18 protein-coding genes are annotated in these 19,564 nt (G+C 56.0%); 11 read left to right on the forward strand and 7 right to left on the reverse strand.

The window, feature by feature from the left end; translation table 11 throughout:
• The first annotated feature begins 139 nt into the window (after positions 1–139).
• From paoA to IFT47_RS11030, 4 genes are read left to right on the forward strand one after another with little or no spacing between them, the layout of a single operon-like run.
• The gene (gene paoA / locus IFT47_RS11015; RefSeq protein WP_192174558.1) at positions 140–763 is read left to right on the forward strand and encodes an aldehyde dehydrogenase iron-sulfur subunit PaoA; all 624 of its coding nucleotides are present in this window, start codon (positions 140–142) and stop codon (positions 761–763) included.
• Complete coding sequence (locus tag IFT47_RS11020) at positions 760–1,716, forward strand: FAD binding domain-containing protein (protein ID WP_192174479.1); 957 nt, start codon at positions 760–762, stop codon at positions 1,714–1,716. The genes paoA and IFT47_RS11020 overlap by 4 nt, the downstream gene beginning before the upstream one ends.
• On the forward strand, positions 1,713–3,914 hold the full coding sequence (gene paoC, locus IFT47_RS11025; RefSeq protein ID WP_192174480.1) for an aldehyde oxidoreductase molybdenum-binding subunit PaoC: 2,202 nt from the start codon (positions 1,713–1,715) through the stop codon (positions 3,912–3,914). Before IFT47_RS11020 ends, paoC begins: the two co-directional genes overlap by 4 nt.
• An 8-nt stretch (positions 3,915–3,922) precedes the next feature.
• Entirely contained in the window at positions 3,923–4,699 is a 777-nt protein-coding gene (locus tag IFT47_RS11030) for a carboxymuconolactone decarboxylase family protein (protein ID WP_192174481.1), read from the forward strand.
• A 15-nt stretch (positions 4,700–4,714) separates the two neighbouring features.
• Here IFT47_RS11030 and IFT47_RS11035 read toward each other — a convergent pair whose 3' ends face one another.
• A complete protein-coding gene (locus IFT47_RS11035; protein WP_192174482.1) occupies positions 4,715–6,118 on the reverse strand; it encodes an MFS transporter in 1,404 nt (467 codons plus the stop codon).
• Complete coding sequence (locus IFT47_RS11040) at positions 6,115–6,591, reverse strand: (R)-mandelonitrile lyase (RefSeq protein ID WP_192174559.1); 477 nt, start codon at positions 6,589–6,591, stop codon at positions 6,115–6,117. Before IFT47_RS11040 ends, IFT47_RS11035 begins: the two co-directional genes overlap by 4 nt.
• Positions 6,592–6,692: 101 nt before the next feature.
• Between IFT47_RS11040 and IFT47_RS11045 the strand changes: the two genes are divergently transcribed.
• From IFT47_RS11045 to IFT47_RS11055, 3 genes are all read left to right on the forward strand, one after another.
• Positions 6,693–7,598 (forward strand): LysR family transcriptional regulator, encoded by a 906-nt coding sequence (locus IFT47_RS11045; RefSeq protein WP_192174483.1) that lies wholly within the window; start codon positions 6,693–6,695, stop codon positions 7,596–7,598.
• A 129-nt stretch (positions 7,599–7,727) separates the two neighbouring features.
• On the forward strand, positions 7,728–8,480 hold the full coding sequence (locus IFT47_RS11050; protein WP_192174484.1) for a YkgJ family cysteine cluster protein: 753 nt from the start codon (positions 7,728–7,730) through the stop codon (positions 8,478–8,480).
• 36 nt (positions 8,481–8,516) lie between these two features.
• Entirely contained in the window at positions 8,517–9,569 is a 1,053-nt protein-coding gene (locus IFT47_RS11055; protein ID WP_192174485.1) for an alpha/beta hydrolase, read from the forward strand.
• A gap of 47 nt (positions 9,570–9,616) precedes the next feature.
• Here IFT47_RS11055 and IFT47_RS11060 read toward each other — a convergent pair whose 3' ends face one another.
• From IFT47_RS11060 to IFT47_RS11075, 4 genes are all read right to left on the reverse strand, one after another.
• Positions 9,617–10,669, reverse strand: coding sequence for an aldo/keto reductase (locus IFT47_RS11060; protein WP_197984147.1), 1,053 nt, complete (start codon positions 10,667–10,669; stop codon positions 9,617–9,619).
• A 177-nt stretch (positions 10,670–10,846) separates the two neighbouring features.
• Positions 10,847–11,620, reverse strand: coding sequence for an SDR family oxidoreductase (locus IFT47_RS11065; protein WP_192174487.1), 774 nt, complete (start codon positions 11,618–11,620; stop codon positions 10,847–10,849).
• Positions 11,621–11,698: 78 nt separating this feature from the next.
• Positions 11,699–12,691, reverse strand: a complete 993-nt coding sequence (locus tag IFT47_RS11070) for an aldo/keto reductase (protein WP_192174488.1) — start codon at positions 12,689–12,691, stop codon at positions 11,699–11,701.
• Between the two features lie 76 nt (positions 12,692–12,767).
• Complete coding sequence (locus IFT47_RS11075) at positions 12,768–13,358, reverse strand: flavodoxin (protein WP_192174489.1); 591 nt, start codon at positions 13,356–13,358, stop codon at positions 12,768–12,770.
• Between the two features lie 373 nt (positions 13,359–13,731).
• Between IFT47_RS11075 and IFT47_RS11080 the strand changes: the two genes are divergently transcribed.
• The gene (locus IFT47_RS11080) at positions 13,732–13,959 is read left to right on the forward strand and encodes a hypothetical protein (RefSeq protein ID WP_342345391.1); all 228 of its coding nucleotides are present in this window, start codon (positions 13,732–13,734) and stop codon (positions 13,957–13,959) included.
• Between the two features lie 28 nt (positions 13,960–13,987).
• On the opposite strand, the gene IFT47_RS11085 is transcribed toward IFT47_RS11080, so the two are convergent.
• Positions 13,988–14,950, reverse strand: coding sequence for a tyrosine-type recombinase/integrase (locus IFT47_RS11085; RefSeq protein WP_192174490.1), 963 nt, complete (start codon positions 14,948–14,950; stop codon positions 13,988–13,990).
• Between the two features lie 491 nt (positions 14,951–15,441).
• On the opposite strand from IFT47_RS11085, the gene IFT47_RS11090 reads away from it, so the two are divergent.
• The 3 genes from IFT47_RS11090 to IFT47_RS28105 all read left to right on the forward strand — a co-directional run bounded on the left by IFT47_RS11090 (position 15,442) and on the right by IFT47_RS28105 (position 19,458).
• A complete protein-coding gene (locus tag IFT47_RS11090; RefSeq protein WP_192174492.1) occupies positions 15,442–16,089 on the forward strand; it encodes a DUF6088 family protein in 648 nt (215 codons plus the stop codon).
• 1,348 nt (positions 16,090–17,437) lie between these two features.
• Positions 17,438–18,049 carry an HAD family hydrolase gene (locus tag IFT47_RS11095; RefSeq protein WP_192174493.1) on the forward strand — a complete coding sequence of 204 codons (612 nt, stop codon included), beginning with the start codon at positions 17,438–17,440 and terminating at the stop codon, positions 18,047–18,049.
• A gap of 182 nt (positions 18,050–18,231) precedes the next feature.
• The gene (locus IFT47_RS28105) at positions 18,232–19,458 is read left to right on the forward strand and encodes a TniQ family protein (protein ID WP_192174494.1); all 1,227 of its coding nucleotides are present in this window, start codon (positions 18,232–18,234) and stop codon (positions 19,456–19,458) included.
• Positions 19,459–19,564: the final 106 nt, after the last annotated feature.

Genomic DNA, 19,564 nt, shown 5'->3' on the forward strand with positions numbered 1-19,564 from the left:
AGAACTGGTGCCCACTTAAATTTAAGTGCACACCATGTCCTGGCTTTGCGGGGCTGGGTAGATGACTTGGCCGGACGGATACCGTGAACAGGCCATACAGCTTTCCTGAGGAACACTTACCGTGGATACGACCAACGTGATGCCTTTGACCCGGCGTGAATTTCTTATCGTAGGAGTCGTCACTTCCGCGACCATTGCTCTGCCCCCATTTATCACTGCAAAGGCCAGTGCCGCCAACGCCGCGCAGCCAAACAAATCGCAGCTCGTTATCAACATCAACGGCACGACACAGACGCTTGTACTCGATAGCCGAACGACGTTGCTGGATGCGCTGCGCGATCATCTACACCTGACTGGCACCAAGAAAGGTTGCGACCACGGCCAATGCGGCGCTTGCACCGTCATCGCCAACGGCAGCAGGATCAACTCATGCCTGACGCTGGCTGTTATGCATCAAAAATCCAGGATTACCACCATTGAGGGCTTGGGCAGTACCGAAAAACTACACACCATGCAGGCAGCTTTCATCAAACATGATGGCTATCAATGCGGTTACTGCACGCCAGGGCAAATTTGCTCAGCGGTAGCGGTTCTTGAAGAGATTCGCGCCGGCATTCCCAGCCATGTCAGTGAAAACCTCACCGACGCGCCGCGACTTGTCGCCCGAGAGATTCAGGAGCGCATGAGCGGCAACATCTGCCGTTGCGGCGCCTATTCGAACATTATCGAGGCGATTACCGAAGTCGCGCAGGAGACCGTATGAGGCCGTTCAATTATCTGCGCCCTGGATCTCCGGCAGAAGCGGCTAGCCAGGCCGCGCAGTTTGAAGGCGCACGCTTCATTGCCGGGGGTACCAATCTGCTGGATCTGATGAAGCTCGAGATCGAAGCCCCCACACATTTGATCGACGTGAACGGCCTGGGTATGGACACCATAGAGCCCACGTCCGAAGGCGGGCTGCGTATTGGGGCCTTGGTACGCAACACCGATCTGGCTGCCGACGCTCGCGTAAGAAAAGATTACGCGGTGCTCTCTAGAGCCCTGCTAGCAGGTGCCTCGGGACAACTTCGCAACGTCGCGACGACGGCAGGCAATTTACTGCAACGCACACGCTGCCCCTATTTCTACGATACCAACGTGGCGTGCAACAAACGCAAGCCCGGCACCGGCTGCGCAGCCATTGGGGGGTTCAGCCGCCAACTCGCTATCATCGGCACGAGCAGTTACTGCATTGCCACCCATCCAAGCGACATGGCGGTAGCGATGCGTTTGCTGGATGCCACGGTTGAGACTGTTCGGGCTAACGGTCGTATCCGCTCCATTCCAATAGCCGACTTCCATCGGCTGCCGGCCAACACGCCCAACATCGAAACAGCCCTTTTCGCGGATGAGCTGGTGACCGCTGTGACGTTGCCCAAGCCGCTAGGTGGAGCGCATCTGTACCACAAGGTGCGCGACCGCGCATCGTACGCGTTTGCCCTGATCTCGGTGGCGACCATCATTCAGCCCGACGGAACCGGCCGGGTAGCGCTGGGCGGTGTCGCTCATAAGCCATGGCGCATGGTAGCTGCAGACGCGCTGATGCCAAAAGGTGCCAAGGCGGTCACGGACAGACTGCTCGCCGGTGCCGCTCCTGCTCATGACAATGCCTTCAAGATTGTCCTGGTGGAACGCACATTGGCGTCGGCAATATCTCAGGCGAGGGTCCAGTCATGAAGTTCGATTCGCCGACGGGCGACAATCCGATAGACCAGTTGAAAGTTGTTGGCCAGCCCCATGATCGAATCGAAGGGCCGCTGAAGGTTACGGGCGCTGCTCGCTATGCGTATGAGAATTATGAACCGGTTCCGGACGCTGTGTACGGCTATATCGTAGGTGCTGGTATTGGCAAAGGTCGTATAGCCCGAATACAGACAGACGCTGCGCAGGAAGCGTCGGGCGTGCTAGCTGTCATTACCGCAGCAAATGCCGGCCCTCTCGGGAAAAGTGAGTTCAATGCTGCTAGGGCGCTTGGTGGCCCGGACATCGACCATTACCATCAGGCTATCGCGATGGTGGTCGCGCAGACTTTCGAGGAGGCGCGCTCGGCGGCGCAGTTGATCGAAGTGGAATATGCACCAGGCCAAGGCCGATTTGATTTGGAGGCTGAACGCCCTAATGCCCAGATTCCCCAAAGCGGGCCCGATACGGACATCGGCCAGTTCGATCAAGCCTTCAACCAGGCGACCGTCCAAGTCGACGTGACGTACACCACGCCTGACCAAGCCCACGCGATGATGGAGCCCCATGCATCCATTGCACGATGGGAGGGTGACCAGCTGACGGTATGGTGCTCGATTCAGTTGCTGTCGTGGAGCAAGCGCGACCTTTCGAAGATCCTCGGCGTGCCACCAGCGAACATCCGCCTGCTTTCGCCTTACATAGGTGGCGGTTTCGGGGGCAAGGCCTCGGTACTGGCAGACGCGGTTTTGGCATCGGTCGCGGCACGTCAGTTGGGCAAGCCAGTCAAGGTTGCGCTCACCAGGCCTATGATGTTCAACAACACCACTCACCGGCCTGCCACGATTCAGCGCGTGCGCCTGGGTACCGACAGCTCAGGACTTATCACAGCGATCGGCCACGAGACCCTGTCCGGCAATCTCCCAGGCGGACCCTATGAAAAGGCGGTCACCCAGACCCAAGTCCTATACGCCGGTGCTAACCGTATGACCCGCGCCCGCTTGGCCGTGCTGGACCTGCCTGAAGGCAATGCGATGCGTGCACCAGGAGAGGCATCCGGAATGATGGCCCTTGAGGGTGCTATGGATGAATTAGCAGTGGCGCTGAAAATGGACCCGGTCAAGCTACGCATTTTGAACGACACGCAGGTGGTACCTGGAGAACCTTCCCGGCAGTTCTCCACCCGCGAGCTGATCAAGTGTCTTGAGATAGGCGCGCAGCACTTTGGCTGGGATCAGCGTTCGTCCGCTCCAGGTAGCCAACGCGATGGTCGCTGGCTGATAGGCATGGGTATGGCCTCGGCGATACGCGGCAATCCCATCCGCGATTCCGCCGCGCGCGTGCATTTGGATGCACATGGCATCATCACGGTCGAAACTGACATGACCGACATCGGCACTGGCAGCTACACCATCCTTGGGCAGACAGCCGCCGAAACTCTGGGCGTTAGTCTAGACAAGGTGGTGGTTCGCCTGGGTGATTCTAATTTCCCTACGTCGGCAGGCTCCGCTGGCCAGCGAGGTGCTAACTCATCCACCTCGGGGGTGTATGCCGCCAGCATGAAGCTGCGCACGCTTATTGCCGAAACGATCGGTATCGACCCCTTCACTGCGCAGTTCACGGATGGCCAGGTGCGAGGCGGCGGCAAAAGCATGACCCTTGCAGAAGTCGCTCGCCACGGCACGTTGACGGCCGAAGATATCCTGGAGTTCGGCAAGGCCCGTGAAGAGCGCGAGCACCAGACATTTGGCGCGCATTTCGTTCAGGTCCGAGTCGATGCTGCTACCGGCGAGGTGCGCATTGACCGCATGCTGGCCGTCTGCGCTGCCGGTCGCATACTCAACCCCAAGACCGCACGCAGCCAGGTCATTGGCGCCATGACCATGGGTGCCGGCGCGGCGCTGATGGAGGAATTGGTGGTCGACAAGCGTCACGGTTTCTTCGTTAACCACGATCTTGCTGGGTATGAAGTACCGGTGCACGCCGACATTCCGCATCAGGAAGTCATTTTCATCGACGAAGTAGATGCTTACTCATCACCGATGAAAGCCAAGGGCGTAGGGGAGCTTGGCATCTCAGGTGTCGCTGCGGCCATTGCTAACGCTGTCTATAACGCCACTGGAGTCCGGGTTCGGGAATATCCAATCACCTTGGACAAATTCCTTGACCACCTGCCACCGATTGCTATCACCTGAGAGGCACCATGAGACTGATTGCACCCGTATTCGCGACATTGTGTCTTGCTGCCGTGACCGAGGCTGGAGCTAGCTCAGCCAAGCCGGACCCCAAGCCTGCGCCTCACGTGCAGGAAGTCACGCCAAAGCTCTATGACTACACCACGCAGCTGCTGTTTGGGGAAGTCTGGAAGCGTCCGCAATTGGCGAGCCGCGACCGTAGTCTGATCACTCTCTCTGCCCTTATTGCAAACGGCCAGAGTGCACAGCTGACTGGCCATATCAAACTAGGCTTGGATAATGGTCTAAAGCCGAGCGAGATCAGCGCCCTCATTACCCATCTTGCTTTTTACGCAGGCTGGCCGAACGCGATGTCGGCAGCGGGTGTGGCGCATCAGGTATTTACCGAGCGAAAAATAGGCCATGAAGAAATTGTCATGCCAGCAAATGAGCCGCTTAGCCTGGACGCGGACAGTGAAACCAAGCGGCGTGCCGCAGTGCAATCGGCAACCGAGGCAGCTGCGCCAAAGCTGGGCGATTACACGAACGATGTCTTGTTCGCCGACCTTTGGCGTGATTCGAGCCTGACGGCTAGAGATCGTAGCTTGGTCACCGTCGCCGCCCTTATCGCACAAGGCCAAGCCGCACAGTTGCCGTTCCACTTGAACCGCGCGATGGACAACGGCCTGAGCAAGACCGAAGCGTCTGAAGTGGTGACACACCTGGCGTTCTACGTCGGCTGGCCCAAAGCAATGTCGGCAGTGCCGGTATTCAAGGAAGTCTTCGAGTCCCGAGCAAAGAGCTGAGCCTACGGCTATAAGCTATCCGCGCTCCTGAACAACTGCAGCGCTTGCAGGGGCTTGTCGCACGATGAGAGCAAGCACCACGATCAACGCCAACACCAGTAAGACAGCGCTCCAAACGAAGGCCATGGAAATACCCGCCGTTACCGCTTCGATTGAATCTGAGGAACGAGCACCATAGCTGTACGCAACGGTTAGCACGCTGAGCCCTAAAGTGCCACCGAGCTGATGGCTAACGTTGACTAAACCTGACGCTGCGCCAGCGTCGGCAGATTGTACATCGGTCATCGCTGCAGTGGTCAACGGACTGAGGCAGGCGCCTTGACTTAGGCCGATCAGTAGCAGCGGTACCACCACGCCAAGGTAATGGTTGTCGGCGCGTATTCCAGACAGCCACACCATGCCGACACATCCCAAGGCCACCGCGCCTGCCAATAACGCTCCGTTTCCAAACAGGCGGGTTAGCCGCGGTATTGCCAACGCGGCGGAGAAGTTTGCCAGGGTGGTCGGTAGGAAGGCCAACCCTGCCTCGCTGGCGTTGAAGCCAAGCACCTCCTGCAGGTACTGAGTCGTAAAGAAGTAGAAGCTCATCATCGCACCCAGGAACAACAATCGAGCGCTGTAAGCACCGGCGCGTACCCGGTGCTGGAACAGACGCAGCGGCAATATCGGCTCTTGGGTTCGCGCTTCATGAAAGCTAAAAATCGACAGGAGGATTAGGCCAACGATCAGCCCTGTCACTGTGCGCTCATCGCTCCACCCTGCATGGGCGGCATTGACGATGCCGAAGACCAGGCTGGTCATGCCCACCGTCGATAGCAACGCACCCGCCAAATCGAATGTGCGGGGTTGCACAGGCGTTTCGCGAACGACGCGCAGCGTTACCCATATCAGCACCAGGCCCAGCGGAAGGTTGATCAGAAAGCCTACGCGCCATGATGCCCATTGGGTCAGCACGCCACCGATAAGCAGGCCGACACTTGAGCCGACACCGGCGGTAGCTCCATACCAGGCAATCGCACGGGAGCGTTGCTGCCCTTCAAAATTGACCAGCAGCAGCGCCAACGAGGACGGCGCAAGAATCGCCGCGCCCACGCCCTGTAGTGCCCGCGCAGAAACCAGCAGCCACTGACTCTGCGCCACAGCCACCAGCAGCGAGGCAAACATGAACGTGCCTAGCCCCGTGACGAACATGCGGCGGCGACCGAGTATGTCCCCAGCACGTGCGCCGAGCAGCAGTAAGCCGCCAAAGGCCAGGGTGTAAGCATTTTGCACCCATGAAAGGCCTGTGGTGCTCATCGCGAACGTTTGGCGAATTTGCGGCAATGCGGTAATAACCACTGAGGTATCCAGTACGATCATCAAATAGCTGCATAAGATGACTAGCAGGATTCTCCACTGGCTGCGAGACAGCGGAATCATTGGGCCTGACCATAATCCGCATCGCTGACCTGTTTGAGCCAGTCGACGGTCTTGCCGTCCAATGCCTCGGCAATCGCGATATGGCTCATCCCGGTATCCGGCCCTGCACCATGCCAATGCTTAACATGCGGGGGTATCCAGACAGTGTCGCCCGGACGGATCCGCTGTGGCGCCTGCCCTTGCTGCTGCACATACCCCACTCCTGCAGTCACGATCAGCGTCTGACCCAACGGATGGGTATGCCAAGCAGTTCGAGCGCCTGGCTCGAACGTCACGGTCGCGCCACCAATGCGCGCGCCGTCCGTGCCTTTGAAAGGCGCATCAACGCGTACCCTGCCGGTGAAATATTCCGCCGGTCCTACGACCGACGGCTGAGAACCTGCGGGTGTCACTATAACGTTCATGGACTGAGCACCTTCGCTTTCAGCGGTAAGCAGAGACAGTGAAAGCGCTGCTGCGGCAAGTGTCTTCATCATGAATCTCCGGGGCTTTTGCAAACATTTGTAATCTATCAGTTACAAATCATTTCGATTAGTCACTAGAATCCACATAAATCAATGAGCTGGATTCATAAATGCTTCGCGAAAATGCTAGTGATCTGCTCGCCTTTCTGGCAGTAGCGAAAGAGCGCAGCTTTACCAAGGCCGCAGGCAAGCTTGGCGTGTCGCAATCGGCACTTAGTCATACCATACGAGGCTTGGAAGCACGGCTAGGCCTGAGACTGTTGACTCGGACCACGCGAAGCGTATCGCCAACCGAGGCGGGTGAACGTCTCATCAGTACGGTCGGGCCGAGCTTCGAGGAGATCGAGTTTGCCTTGGCGTCACTTAGTGATTTGCGTGACAGACCCGCGGGCAACATTCGTATCAATGCCATGGACCATGCGTTGGAACTGATCCTGCGCCCAGCCTTGAAGAGTTTTCTGCCAAAGTACCCCGACATCTCGATTGAGGTCTGTTGCGACTACAGCTTTGTCGACATCGCTGCCCAGGGCTTCGACGCTGGGGTGAGACTCGGTGAAGCAGTAGCCGACGGCATGATTGCGACGCGGATCGGGCCTGATATGCGGCTGCTGGTCGTAGGCTCGCCCACGTATTTTGCTGCCAGGCAGGCGCCAGTCACGCCCCGCTGCCTGCCCAAGCATCTCTGCAACAACCTGCGCTTACCCACCAATGGCGGGCTCTATGCATGGGAGTTCGAGAAGGACGAGGAGACTCTCAACGTGCGAGTGGCCGGACAGATCACATATAACGGCGTATACCAGCTACTGGATGCCGCGTTGGACGGCTTCGGTCTGAGCTATATCCCTGAAGACATAGCAGCGCCATATATCGCCAGTGGGCAACTGCAGGTAGTGCTTGAAGATTGGAGCCCTTGGTATTCAGGATTTCATCTGTATTACCCAAGTAGACGGCAAGCGTCGCCCGCTTTCGCTTTACTGGTCGAGGCTTTGCGCTATCGACCCACTTTGGCTGATTGATGATGTTGACTCATAACTCCTAGCTTAGCGCGGCGGCTAATCAAATGATGCTGCTGGCCCTAGTATGCCGTGGGGTTCCTGCACAGGGACCAGAGGTACTAAGGAATCGTTATCTAGCGGAGAGTCCACATGCACTATCCAACCCGCTTTAGTTGTGTCGGTTGCGGGGCATGCTGCAAGGGACGCTTCATTCCCCTCACGCTGGGGGAGACCAAGCAATGGCTTGAGCGCGGCGATGATGTGGCAGTCCTGCTTGAGGCCTTCAGCCGCCCGTATTGGGCAGCTTCAGAGCAGGAGTACCAGCACAGTCTGCAGCGGTCCGCACAAGTGTCATGCGGCGCCACGCAAGTACACGTCACAGCCATTTTCGCTGCCCATGCCCTTACCCAGTGTCCCAATCTACAACGTGATGACCTCTGCGGTATTTACGAAAATCGCCCGCTCGTTTGCCGTATTTACCCGATGGAAATCAACCCTTTCATCGAGCTTGAGCCGCTGGCCAAAGACTGCCCGCCCGAAGCGTGGGAACCGAACACAATCATTATTAGCGACGCATCCGCAGACCCTACGCTGAGCTCGCTCATCCAGGCATCACGGCGCGCAGACCGGAACGACGCGCGTCTAAAGCTATCGATCTGTAACCAGATGGGCATCAATGTCGCGGCATGGAAAGCCGAAGCCTTTGTCATTCACTTTCCCGCACGCGATCAATTCCTCCAAGCCGTTAACGACCAAGCTTCTAGTTTTCAGGACGATCAAAGTGATCTGGGGGGATGGACGCTTCGGGTAGCAGGGGCCGACCTTAGCAACGAGCTGAAGAACGGGAAACTTGCGTTGGATGAGACCGAAAATCCCAGTTATATCTTCCACGCCCTGAGATGACTTCAATCCGGCATACATGCAAAGGTAAAAGGGTATATGACCAAACTTTTTCGACATACCGCGCTTGCAGCGCTGCTAGCCGTAGCAAGTGGAGAGCTGCTTGCAGCCGACTATAAGAAAAACCCATTTACGTTAGCCTACGACGGTGCGATTACTAAAAACGAACCGGGCCAAGTCAATATCCGGCCTGTCAGCTATAAGCTAAATGGCTTGGATATTTCGGCGAACGTCTACACCCCGGCTAACTTCGACCCCAAAGGCCAGTATCCAACTATTGTAGTGGCGCACCCAAACGGCGGCGTCAAGGAGCAGGTTGCGGGCCTGTACGCGCAACGTCTAGCTGAAATGGGTTACCTAACCATCACTGCCGATGCAGCCTATCAGGGTGCCAGCGGCGGGGAGCCGCGAAGCGTTGACAAGCCTGCCTATCGAATCGAAGACATTCATGGCATGGCCGACTTCATCAGCCAGTACGGTGGAGCCGATAACACACGCTTGGGCCTGCTGGGCATCTGCGGTGGTGGCGGATATTCGTTGGCCGCCGCCGAAACGGACAAACGATTCAAAGCGGTTGCCACGGTGAGTATGTTCAATTCGGGGCGTGTACGCCGCAATGGCTATGTCGACTCGCAGCTTGACTCGGTGCAGTTACGGCTGCAGCAAGCTTCTGCCGCCAGGGCCCAAGAGGCGGCAGGTGGAACTGTGATGTATTCGGGGGATGCCAATCTCACCGACGAGCAAATCGCCAAGTTACCCTTCGATTTATATCGCCAGGGCTATGAGTATTATTGGAAGACCCATGCCCACCCAAACTCAACATTCAAATACACGACGAGCAGCCTGATTGACTTGATGCGCTTCGACGCCACAGACCACATAGCGCTAATCAACCAACCTCTGTTGATGATCGCGGGCACGAAGGCCGATAGTCTCTACATGACTGAGGATGCGTTTACCAAAGCGACTGGCACGAAGGATAAGGAGCTGTTCAAGCTCGACGGAGCAACTCACATTGAGACCTACTGGGTTCCCAGATACGTGAGTGCCGCCATCGAAAAACTCAATACCTTCTATACCCGTACCCTGTAATTTCCCGGAGTTGAGTAATTACCGTCCGCTTCGTTCGTTGAAGCGGACTATTTGGCAGGTGCTTCCACTCCGGAGAATGCCAATACTGCGTCGGGTAACCGTGAACCTTTGACCTCAATCGCTCGCACGGATCGGTTGAGCTCTGCAATCTCCGCCGACGTAAATTGCACACTGACTGCGCCAATGTTATCCAGCATATGAGCCATCTGCGTCGTGCCCGGAATCGGCACGATCCAAGGCTTTTGTGCGAGCAGCCACGCCAGCGAAATCTGCCCGGGACTGGCCTGCTTGCGCTGCGCCCAAGCGTTCAGCAAGTCCACCAAGGCTAGGTTGTGAGGCAAGTTTGCTGGAGCAAACCGCCCTTCGACGCCGCGAATGTCACCCTCGGCGAACCGGGTTTTGGCATCGATTGCGCCTGTCAAAAAGCCTACTCCCAGAGGGCTCCACGGTACGAAGCCAATCCCCAGGTTTTCGCAGGTTGATAAAACATCTTGCTCAGGGCCCCGCCAAAGCATCGAGTATTCGCTTTGAACGGCGCTCACCGGCTGCTCTGCATGTGCTCGACGTAGCGTGTCGAGGCCCATTTCACACAGTCCCCAGTGAAGGACCTTGCCCTGTGCCATCAAGTTCTTGATAGCTCCTGCAACATCCTCGATCGGGACCTGCGGATCCACTCGATGCTGGTAGAGCAAATCGATTCGGTCGGTACGCAATCGTTTCAACATCCCCTCGACGGCTCTCTGGATATGCTCGGGTCGACTGTTCAAACCAGGGCGACGCTCCCCGGTAATGGGGTCGATGTTCCAGCCGAACTTGGAGGCGACGACGCATTGGTCTCGGATAGGGGACAACCCCTCGCCCAAGATGCGTTCTACTTCGAGCGGACCATACGCTTCTGCAGCATCGAAGAGCGTCACATCATGATCATGAGCGGTGCGAATGATATTGATCATTTCGGAACGGCTTGGGACGGTCGTCTGGTAATTACGACTCATGTTTTGTACGCCCAATCCGATGCTGGAGACCTCTAGAGAGCCCAGCTTTCGTCTGCCTAGGGTAGGCTGGCTGCCAACCCGGGTATCCCCGCTGGCAGAGGTCATCGCGCCAAGCGCCGTTGCTGCGCTCGCAAAGGCCGGCGCTATGGCAACGCCACCCATTGCACCCAGCAGTAAGCGACGACTCAGTTCAACCTTAGAAACCATTCGGGTAATCCTCAGAGTGGGCAAAATCCGTGAGCATGCCGTGCTCAGCGAGCTGTCTATATGGGAAATAAAAGGTCAGTGCGGGAACCGGGTCTTAATGTCCGCCAGCGCTTGCAGCACCGAATCGGGCTCTTTAGCCGCAGGCAGATTGTCCCGGTCGCCGATGGCGTCCAGCTCACCTGAAAGGTCTGCTGGTATGGCCGAAAATAACGGTTCCAGATCCGTCTGAGCCAGGCCCGGATCAGCTACGAGCTCAAACGTTTTGCGTTTAGCCACTTGAGAGGTCAACGAAGCAACCAACACCTGGGCAATTTGTTTACGTGAAACAACGCCGTCGGCAGGCGATCCAGTCCAATGCGTATCCCCCTGACGCATCACCAGTTGCTGCTGATTGGGCGAGTGGTAGTCGAACCAGCCTGGTCGCACGATGGTGTAGGGCAGTCCACTGGCGCGGACAAGCCGCTCACCCCGCCGTTTCCAATCGTGACCTACTGACGGCTTTGTCACACCCACAGTGGTCATCAAGGCGATGCGAGCCGGCGCCTTAAGCGCAATAAGCACGTTACGTACGGCACCGTAGTTCACCGACTCTGCGCCTTTTGCATCATTACCGCTGACGCCTTGGGTGAAGATGACGCCTGTTACCCCGGCAACAGCCTCAGCCAGGGTCTCAACACGCGTCAAATCTCCCACCACTACGTCCACCTCTTTGGGGAAAAGCTCGGCCTGAGAAAGATCACGGACCAGTGCTCGGGTTTGGTAGCCGTTGCGCAGCGACTCGGCGACCGTCGGCTGACCGATGCTACCGCTTGCTCCCACGACCAGCACGATAGGATTATCGGTGTTCATAGCTGTATTACCTTGGAGATCAACGTGTGCTGGGTTAGAGCGAAAGCAGCAGCGGGCAAGCTGACCCGGGACAGTTGCTTAATGCCCAACCATTTTCATTGCAGCTTCAGGCAAACGGTCGCCCAGGATCTCGATTTTCGATATCGCCGAATTGATTTCCGCCAATTCCTCATGAGTTAAACGCAACTCTGCAGCGCCCAGATTTTCCTCCAATCGGTGAAGCTTAGTGGTGCCCGGAATCGGTACGATCCATGGCTGCTGCGCTAACAGCCAGCCCAGAGCCACCTGAGCAGGCGTGGCTTGTTTGCGCTCTGCCAATTCCGTGAGGAGTCTCACCAGAACGCTGTTAGCTTTACGCGCTTCGACGGAGAACCTCGGTACGTGATTACGGAAATCGTTGGGCGCAAAAATCGTATGTTCGTCAATCTGACCGGTGAGAAAACCTGCTCCAAGCGGGCTGAAGGGCACGAAGCCGACGTTTAGTTCTTGGAGCAATGGCAACAAATCAAGCTCCGGTCCGCGCCAAAACAGTGAATACTCGCTTTGCACAGCGGTGAGGGGCTGAACTGCGTGAGCCCGGCGGATAGTCTGAATCCCAGCTTCCGAGAGCCCGAAGTGCTTGACCTTGCCTTGCCCAATGAGCTCTTTGACAGTGCCAGCGACATCTTCGATTGGCACTTCCGGGTCGACCCGGTGTTGGTACAGCAGATCAATGCGATCAGTGCCCAGGCGCGTAAGGCTTGCCTCAACCGCAGCCTTGATATGTTCCGGCTTGCTGTTGGTGCCCGCGCCGCGTACGCCCGTCTGCGGATCGATGTTAAAGCCAAATTTTGTCGCAATGACGACTTGGTCACGGATGGGCGCGAGCGCTTTGCCTAACAGCGTTTCGTTGGTAAGCGGGCCATAGGCTTCTGCTGTGTCGAAAAGAGTGACGCCGCGCTCGTGAGCACTGCGTATCAGTTCGATCATGTCTTTGCTGTTGGCAGCTGGACCATAGACTTCGGTCATACTCATGCAGCCAAGGCCGATGGCCGAAACTTCCAGGCCGTTACCGAGCATACGGGTTTTCATGGATGACTCCTCAGATCAAGATCTCTAAGCTTGGGTTGCAGGCAGTGCTTTGTAACTCGCACTGCGGCTGCCTCGCTCAAGCGGGTAGTTGTATATCTTTAAGCCAGCCGTTGACTTGGTCCATGGTCTTGCGCTCTTGATCAGCCTGCATCTCAAATCCTTTTTGCAGCACTGCTCCAGGGGCATGACGCGTGAGTACCTGATAACTGCTACCTATGCCGTAGCCACCGTGGGTAATAAATGGCACGAGAACCTTCCCACTCAGATCATGGCTGGACAGAAATGATCTGATGACGGGTGGTGTGGTCTCGCCCCAAATGGGGAAACCCAGAAAGATCAGGTCGTAATCCGCTATGTGTGACACATGGGCGGCAAGCAAAGGCTCGAAGTTGCTATCACGCTCTCGGCGTGCTTGCTCTACTGTGGCCAAGTAATCTTTGGGATAAGCATCTGCAGGGGCGATCTCGAAAAGGTCCGCCTGCTGAGCGCGTTGAAGTAGACCAGCGACCACCTCGGTATTACCTGAACGGGTGAAATAGGCGACCAAAACCTTGGAGCCACCCAAGGCGCCACCCTTGCCGTGGGATGTTATTGAGGCGCCAAGCAGAGGCAAGCTAGCTAACGCCGCTACTACCTTGCGGCGCACGGGATCGTGGATTAAGGGCATCTGTTCCTCGCTGGTTACTCGAGTATCTTTCAAGCACATTAGCGACGCAGATGCGTGGAGACTAGCCGGCCGATCGTTCTAAGATTTATGAGCGCTGCTCATTAGTTAGCAGCCAAACTAAAAGTGCCATCATCGAAGCTGCCGGTGTATTAACGCATGGCCTGCACCGAGCCAGGCTAGTCGGCTTGCCATTGAGATCCCTTCCGCCACCAAATCCTCGGCCTGAATCGCCATTCAGACCCAGATGGTTGCGCGTTCACAACGGTGCGCTTGGACACCCACAAACAAGGGTATGTTTTCGAGCGTATCAACCCGGCTACCACAGGGGTACCGTAAGGGCGGTATCTGCAAGGTGCATGCTGAGGATGTCAAGGTGCATGCTGAGGATGTAATGGTGGAAACCGAGAGAAGCATTGAAGAATGGAACGGTCAATGGGCGATAGTTGCCGAACGTGCCGTCTGCATTGGCTGCATGGAAAGCCAAGCACTGGAGGACTGTGAAACCCTCTTTGTACACGCCGATACCTGCGAAGGCAGCGATGTGGAAGGTCATTATCCTTGGGTAGCGTTACACCACATTCTCGACCGTGCGCGAGGTTGAGCTGTGGCTTAGGCATCTATCCCTTCTATCAATACTTCACCTTATAGGTAGGTGAATCCTCCGGCCTGTTTTCACGGCGATCATAGATTTTGGTCGTGCTGATATTGGCGTGTCCAAGCCAGGCCTGGACCTTGGCGATATCGGCTTCATGCTCCAGCGCGTTTGTGGCAGCCGTTGCTCGTAGTCCGTGGACGCCAAGCCCGTCGACCTGAATCCCGGCTTTCTTCGCGTAAGCCGCCACCACCATATAGATGCCGTTGGCTGTGATGCCGGCACCGGTTAGCTTGCCGCGCAACGGTATAAACAGCGGTACCTTCCTGTCCGCCCAATGATGCCCTGAGCTTTCCAGGTACTGATGGATGCGCCCGGCCGCCACCGGGTGCAGCGGTAGATACCGCACCTTGCCGCCCTTGCCGTGTACCTTCAGATGCTGAATCCCGCGGCGATCCTGGATGTCGCTCACCTCCAACAGCGCCGCTTCTTCCCGGCGCAGCCCGTGATAAAGAAGAACAGCCAGTAGCGCCCGATCACGCAGCCCTTTAAGGGTCGATTCATCCGGGGCTTCGAGTAGCGCTTTGGCCTGGTGATCGCCCAATGCCGGCGTCTTGCCTTCGTTGCTTTCGATCTTCGGTCGTTTCACGCCGTGCACGGGATTGCCCCCGGCGATCGCATTGCTCTCCAGGAGGTGATCAAAGAGGCTGGCCAGCGCCGCCAATTTGCGCCGGATAGTGGCTCCGGCCAAGCCGCGGTGCTCGAGCTGGGCGCGCCAGGCCAGAACATGTGATCGGGTCACCACGCGAAATTCATCGGCCGAAGCCAATCCGACAAAACCGCAGAAGTCTTCCAGGTCATTTTGGTAGGCACGTCGTGTCCGAGGATTGTCCAGGTTGGCAAACCACTCGACCGCGGCCGGAACCTGGGCCAGCGTCTGAAATTCGACCGACGTGAGCCGACGTTGATCGTTCTGATGGGCTTTCGTCAGTTCCTGCATACCGTTCTCATTATTGGCTTACTTGCGATCACTAGCTGTCCAACTGGTCACAAAAGCAATACCAAATCGGTCCGCCGTGTCTGAAACCGATAAACGGCAATAATTGGTGATAACCTATTTTATTGCCAGTTGCGTGGCTACCCATGTTGTCGTAGGCGCCGTTGACTGCTACTAGAAGAGTCCGTTTTTGACCGGTTGTAGCCAAGCATGAACGGCAGAAATCGGCCAAATGGCCGTAAGGACGCTGTCTGTCGACATGGGCGCCGAGCAGTTCGAGCACCTCAATGCAACAATCACCGTTGAGCTTGGCGTCTCTCATCTGCAGATCGGTACCGAATCCCAATGTCTCGTTCGTGTCCACCCTCAGCGCCCTAACTGACTGACCTTAATGGAGTTCGGTCTAGACGCTGGAAGTCAGGAGAAACAAGGCTTATAGTCGTCTTGTCTGTCAGAAAATATCCACTAATGTTCTGACATCATAGGAATCAGCCGTGTCTGTCGCAGAGTCCATCTCGAACCGTATCAAGCACATGCCCAAAGGCAAGCCCTTTGCTGGCGCAGTTTTCGCGCAGGCAGGCTCGCGCGCTTCGGTAGACAAGGCACTGTCTCGGATGGTGCTCAGCGGTTCCCTAGAGCGCGTTGCTCGCGGCGTCTACATGCGCCCTAAGCAGAGCGAGTACACGGGTAAGAAGGTTCGAGCTAACCCGATTGCAGTTATGCAAGCGGTCGCTAAGGCTAGAGGTGAGACTATCCAGGTTCATGGTGTAGAAGCTGCTCGCCGGTTGGGGCTAAGCACACAGATGCAGGTTCTACCGACTTACTACACCAGTGGATCGACGCGTGAAATCAAGATCGGTAACGCGGTGGTTCGATTGCGTCATGCGTCTCGGCAGCGACTCCAGCAAGCTGGCACACAGGTAGGGATTGCCCTGACTGCGGTGTTATATATAGGGAAAGAAGGGCTGACTCAGCATGCCATAAGTAAGATCGCCAGCTCGCTCAGCGCTGAGGAATTCAACAAGTTCATGGCCTGCAAGATGCCTGAGTGGATGCGGTCGGCATTTGCCGGTTACGTTAAGGAATATGTGTGCCACGATCGTACTTCGAACCACCCCCAGCTGGTCAGCGCGAAATCCTAGATGAGGCTTTCAGTGAGACTGGTCGCTCGCCAAGCGTCATCGAGGAGGATATCTCGCTGACGCTGGTGCTCCAGCTTCTTTTTGCAATGCCCGAAAGGCCTGCTTGTAGAGTTGGCATTCGACGCCGATCCCGAAACGCGGGCACTCGCCCGTGCAGACCGTCCCTTCAATTAGTCTTTATTACTCTCGGCCTACTGTGTAAGCAAACGCTGGATCGATGGGGCTTTCGACGATATGAAAAGGAAGGGATCTATTCGAAGGGCTGATCGTCCGCTTGTAGCCGACTGCTGACGGTGATGAACAAAGCCATCCAGCGCGGATCTAGTTATCAATTCAGCAGTGTAACCTTCAATTGAGGGTATCGTTCCGGGCGTATAAACGCAGCCGAAGCGCATGTATCGTGGCTACTCAAAGCGCATGCGGAAGGAGGCGTGATATGGACAGCGAGCAAAGGGTTGAGCAATGGAATGCACGTTGGGTGATCCTTGCCGGGCGAGCGGTGTGCACTGGATGCCTTGAAAGCCAGGCCTTGGAAGACAGCAAGAGCCCGTTTGCCCACGCCCACGCGTGCAAGGCTAACGATGAGAAATCTAAGCACCCTTGGATTGCGCTACACGACATCCTAGACTGCGCCAGAGGGTAACTAGCCAACTCAACCTTACCACGTCACGCCTCTGACACCCGCCGAGCAGTCTCGTGGGTCAGCTATCGGCCGAGGCTGTGTAAAAACGTTTTAGAGCAGGTTTGAGGAGCAGATTCGGAACGAAAATCGCGCGCCTATGCAAATTTCAGGTCTGCTGCATAACCAAACGCTTGCGGATTTTACGTAGCGACGCAGACTTCAAAACGAAGCCCGCGTTTTTACACAGCCTGTGCCGATAGCGGACATTTTGAAGCGCCGCTATCAAATGGAGAGCTACTGCGAGCGGCACTCCAGGATACCCTCGAACGATGGTATGTATCCGAGCGTATCAACCCCGGTGTCCTGACGGTATTGTCTGCAGAGCATCCGAAAAGAATCGCGATCATGGATAACGAACAACGGATCGAAGCGTGGGACGCCCAGTGGACGATGGTTGCCGGGCGCGCAGTGTGCACTTGCTGTTTGGAAAGCCAGGCGCTTGAAGACTGCGACACACCGTTTGCTCACTATCGTACCTGTGAGGCTAGAGGTGAGGCATCCAAGCAACCATGGGCTGTGTTGCACAACATCCTTGATCGTGCCAGAGGGTAGTCAGTGGCAGACCCCCACTTCTGACGCCTTGGTCAAATGGCTTCGCCCACTAGTGCAATGTCGCTGAGGTACACTGGGGAATGCGAGTGACGCCAATCTGATGAGGTCCCCCCCATGCCGGTTACGACTGCTATTTTTGACGCATTTGGCACACTGGTCAAAATTGGCGAAGGCACTCACCCCTATCGCAAAATACTCAAGCTCGGCATTGAGCAGGGTCGGCGCCCCAAAGCCAATGATGCCGAGGTCCTGATGTCCAGTCCAATGGACTTGAGAGAAGCTGCCGATTATTTCGGGATTCGGGTCGAGTCTGTCTTTTTAAGCCAACTCGAGGCCGATCTTCAGGATGAACTGGCGAGCATTGAGGCTTACCCTGATGGTCTAGCCACGGTGGCAGCTCTCCAGGCCGCAGGAATAAAGGTTGCGGTGTGTTCGAATCTCGCCAAACCCTATGCTTCAGCGATCGAAAGACTTTATCCGACACTAGACGGTTATTCCTTTAGCTTTGCTGTCGGGGTCATCAAGCCATCGAGCAAGATCTATAGCCATGCTACGCATTCAGTACAGGCGCCACCTCACGAAACCTGGATGATAGGTGACTCGAAGCTATGTGACTGCGATGGGCCGGCTAGGATCGGTATAAGAGGCTTCTTCTTGGATAGGAAGGGCAGCGGCGGCTATACGACGCTTTACACTTTCGCGAACGAAATTCTCAGGGCCCTGTGACTCGTCGTCATCAAGCGTGAGCTCGCGCGGCCAACACCATCTTGAACCAGATTGAGATAGTATTCATTCCTCGTCGGAGCTTTGTTCAGCCAGAGCACGCATTCTTCGGCTGGCTAAATGAAGCGGACTAGAAGATAGGCCGGGCGGCATATAAATAAAAATCTTGAAAACATAAGTTTGATATGATACCGAAAATTCTACCTGATGAAACACTGGCCTCTTTTGTTCAACGTGTGATCCACCTTAGTACTACGAGCCGTGAAGCCTCGCAGTTGAATATGCTTTTTTCCAAGGGTGGCGACTGCCCGGCCGCTAAAACGGTCGCAGCACTATTGAGTTGGCCTGGGTGCTTCGGATTTAACCGACTGCTACACAACCATACCCGGTATGCCCTACATGGGATATTTAACGACGGCTTTGATATTTCTTATTCTGGGAAACGATACGGTGTACAAACTTCTATGGGATCCCCATGGCACCAAAAGAGTGCATATTGTCCCAGTTGTGTGCGGGAAGATTTGGAAAATTTGGGGTTCGCATATTGGCGACGCGCTCATGAATGTGATGTGACTGTCTGCTGGAAGCACAACGTAGTGTTATTGACATCGTGCCACGTCTGCGGTGGAGCTTTTTCTGCAGACAGACGATACCGATCGCACATCGAGGCTAAGAATCGACGGCCAGATAAGGACGGCGCTCATATCCCGTCGTGCTTAGTTCATGGCTTGGAGATTATATGGGAAGGATGCTCACAAATAGCACTTGGCGACATTTGTTCAGAAATTAACTTAGACCCCACAGCTTTGCGAAAAGCGAGATTTTATAATGATGCGCTAAATTTCGGTCACCTCATACCGCTAGAATTTGCGCTCCGAAGTTTGCAGCAGAGATTCCAAGACCTGCAATTGCAAGGTGCCGTTTTTGACAGTGTGTGTGAGGATAATTTCCGAGCGCAACGGCGCATTATCCATAGGTTGGATTTGCTTCGGCCGGGGCAAGAGCGCGCCTTTCCGTATGAGGGTACAGCGGTGATTGAGGCCGCGATGGAAGTCCACGAAACGTTCATCGACTTCGTAGACGATGTACGGTCTGATGCGACTGCGCTGCAACCGGTAGAGTCTCTTTGGTCGACGTATATTTCGGAAGGCTACGAGTCCGTGCAGTACATTGAGGAAAATTATGCGAGCGGGGTTGGTGTGTGGTCTTGCCCTCTTCCTTCAATCAGGTCTCTTGATCCCGCAAGCCGGGACGCGTCTAGAGCTCGACGGGTCAGAAGCTTTCCTTGTTGCAACACCGTGAAAATGTCTGACTCGGAGCCCACTGGCGTCACGAAAGCCAGGGTGAGCTTTCCTAAAATACCTCAAAGCAAGGATGATATAGCGCTTAAAAGACGGCCCGCAAGTCTGTGAGTGCTGATGCCAGGTGCTCGGTAGCTCCGGTGCTGAGCACAACCCAAGTGAGGCCGAACCGCATCGAGTCTTAACTAGCCACTGGTGCGCTATGTGGGATCTAAAC

It is taken from the genome of Pseudomonas sp. CFBP 13711 (assembly GCF_014842265.1).
GTDB lineage: Bacteria > Pseudomonadota > Gammaproteobacteria > Pseudomonadales > Pseudomonadaceae > Aquipseudomonas.

Excerpts from the sequence above, each read along its gene's own strand:
- paoA (WP_192174558.1), top strand. The coding sequence starts at position 140 with ATGCCTTTGACCCGGCGTGAATTTCTTATCGTAGGAGTCGTCACTTCC.
- IFT47_RS11020 (WP_192174479.1), top strand. The coding sequence starts at position 760 with ATGAGGCCGTTCAATTATCTGCGCCCTGGATCTCCGGCAGAAGCGGCT.
- paoC (WP_192174480.1), top strand. The coding sequence starts at position 1,713 with ATGAAGTTCGATTCGCCGACGGGCGACAATCCGATAGACCAGTTGAAA.
- IFT47_RS11030 (WP_192174481.1), top strand. The coding sequence starts at position 3,923 with ATGAGACTGATTGCACCCGTATTCGCGACATTGTGTCTTGCTGCCGTG.
- IFT47_RS11035 (WP_192174482.1), bottom strand. The coding sequence starts at position 6,118 with ATGATTCCGCTGTCTCGCAGCCAGTGGAGAATCCTGCTAGTCATCTTA.
- IFT47_RS11040 (WP_192174559.1), bottom strand. The coding sequence starts at position 6,591 with ATGAAGACACTTGCCGCAGCAGCGCTTTCACTGTCTCTGCTTACCGCT.
- IFT47_RS11045 (WP_192174483.1), top strand. The coding sequence starts at position 6,693 with ATGCTTCGCGAAAATGCTAGTGATCTGCTCGCCTTTCTGGCAGTAGCG.
- IFT47_RS11050 (WP_192174484.1), top strand. The coding sequence starts at position 7,728 with ATGCACTATCCAACCCGCTTTAGTTGTGTCGGTTGCGGGGCATGCTGC.
- IFT47_RS11055 (WP_192174485.1), top strand. The coding sequence starts at position 8,517 with ATGACCAAACTTTTTCGACATACCGCGCTTGCAGCGCTGCTAGCCGTA.
- IFT47_RS11060 (WP_197984147.1), bottom strand. The coding sequence starts at position 10,669 with ATGACCTCTGCCAGCGGGGATACCCGGGTTGGCAGCCAGCCTACCCTA.
- IFT47_RS11065 (WP_192174487.1), bottom strand. The coding sequence starts at position 11,620 with ATGAACACCGATAATCCTATCGTGCTGGTCGTGGGAGCAAGCGGTAGC.
- IFT47_RS11070 (WP_192174488.1), bottom strand. The coding sequence starts at position 12,691 with ATGAAAACCCGTATGCTCGGTAACGGCCTGGAAGTTTCGGCCATCGGC.
- IFT47_RS11075 (WP_192174489.1), bottom strand. The coding sequence starts at position 13,358 with ATGCCCTTAATCCACGATCCCGTGCGCCGCAAGGTAGTAGCGGCGTTA.
- IFT47_RS11085 (WP_192174490.1), bottom strand. The coding sequence starts at position 14,950 with ATGCAGGAACTGACGAAAGCCCATCAGAACGATCAACGTCGGCTCACG.
- IFT47_RS11095 (WP_192174493.1), top strand. The coding sequence starts at position 17,438 with ATGCCGGTTACGACTGCTATTTTTGACGCATTTGGCACACTGGTCAAA.
- IFT47_RS28105 (WP_192174494.1), top strand. The coding sequence starts at position 18,232 with ATGATACCGAAAATTCTACCTGATGAAACACTGGCCTCTTTTGTTCAA.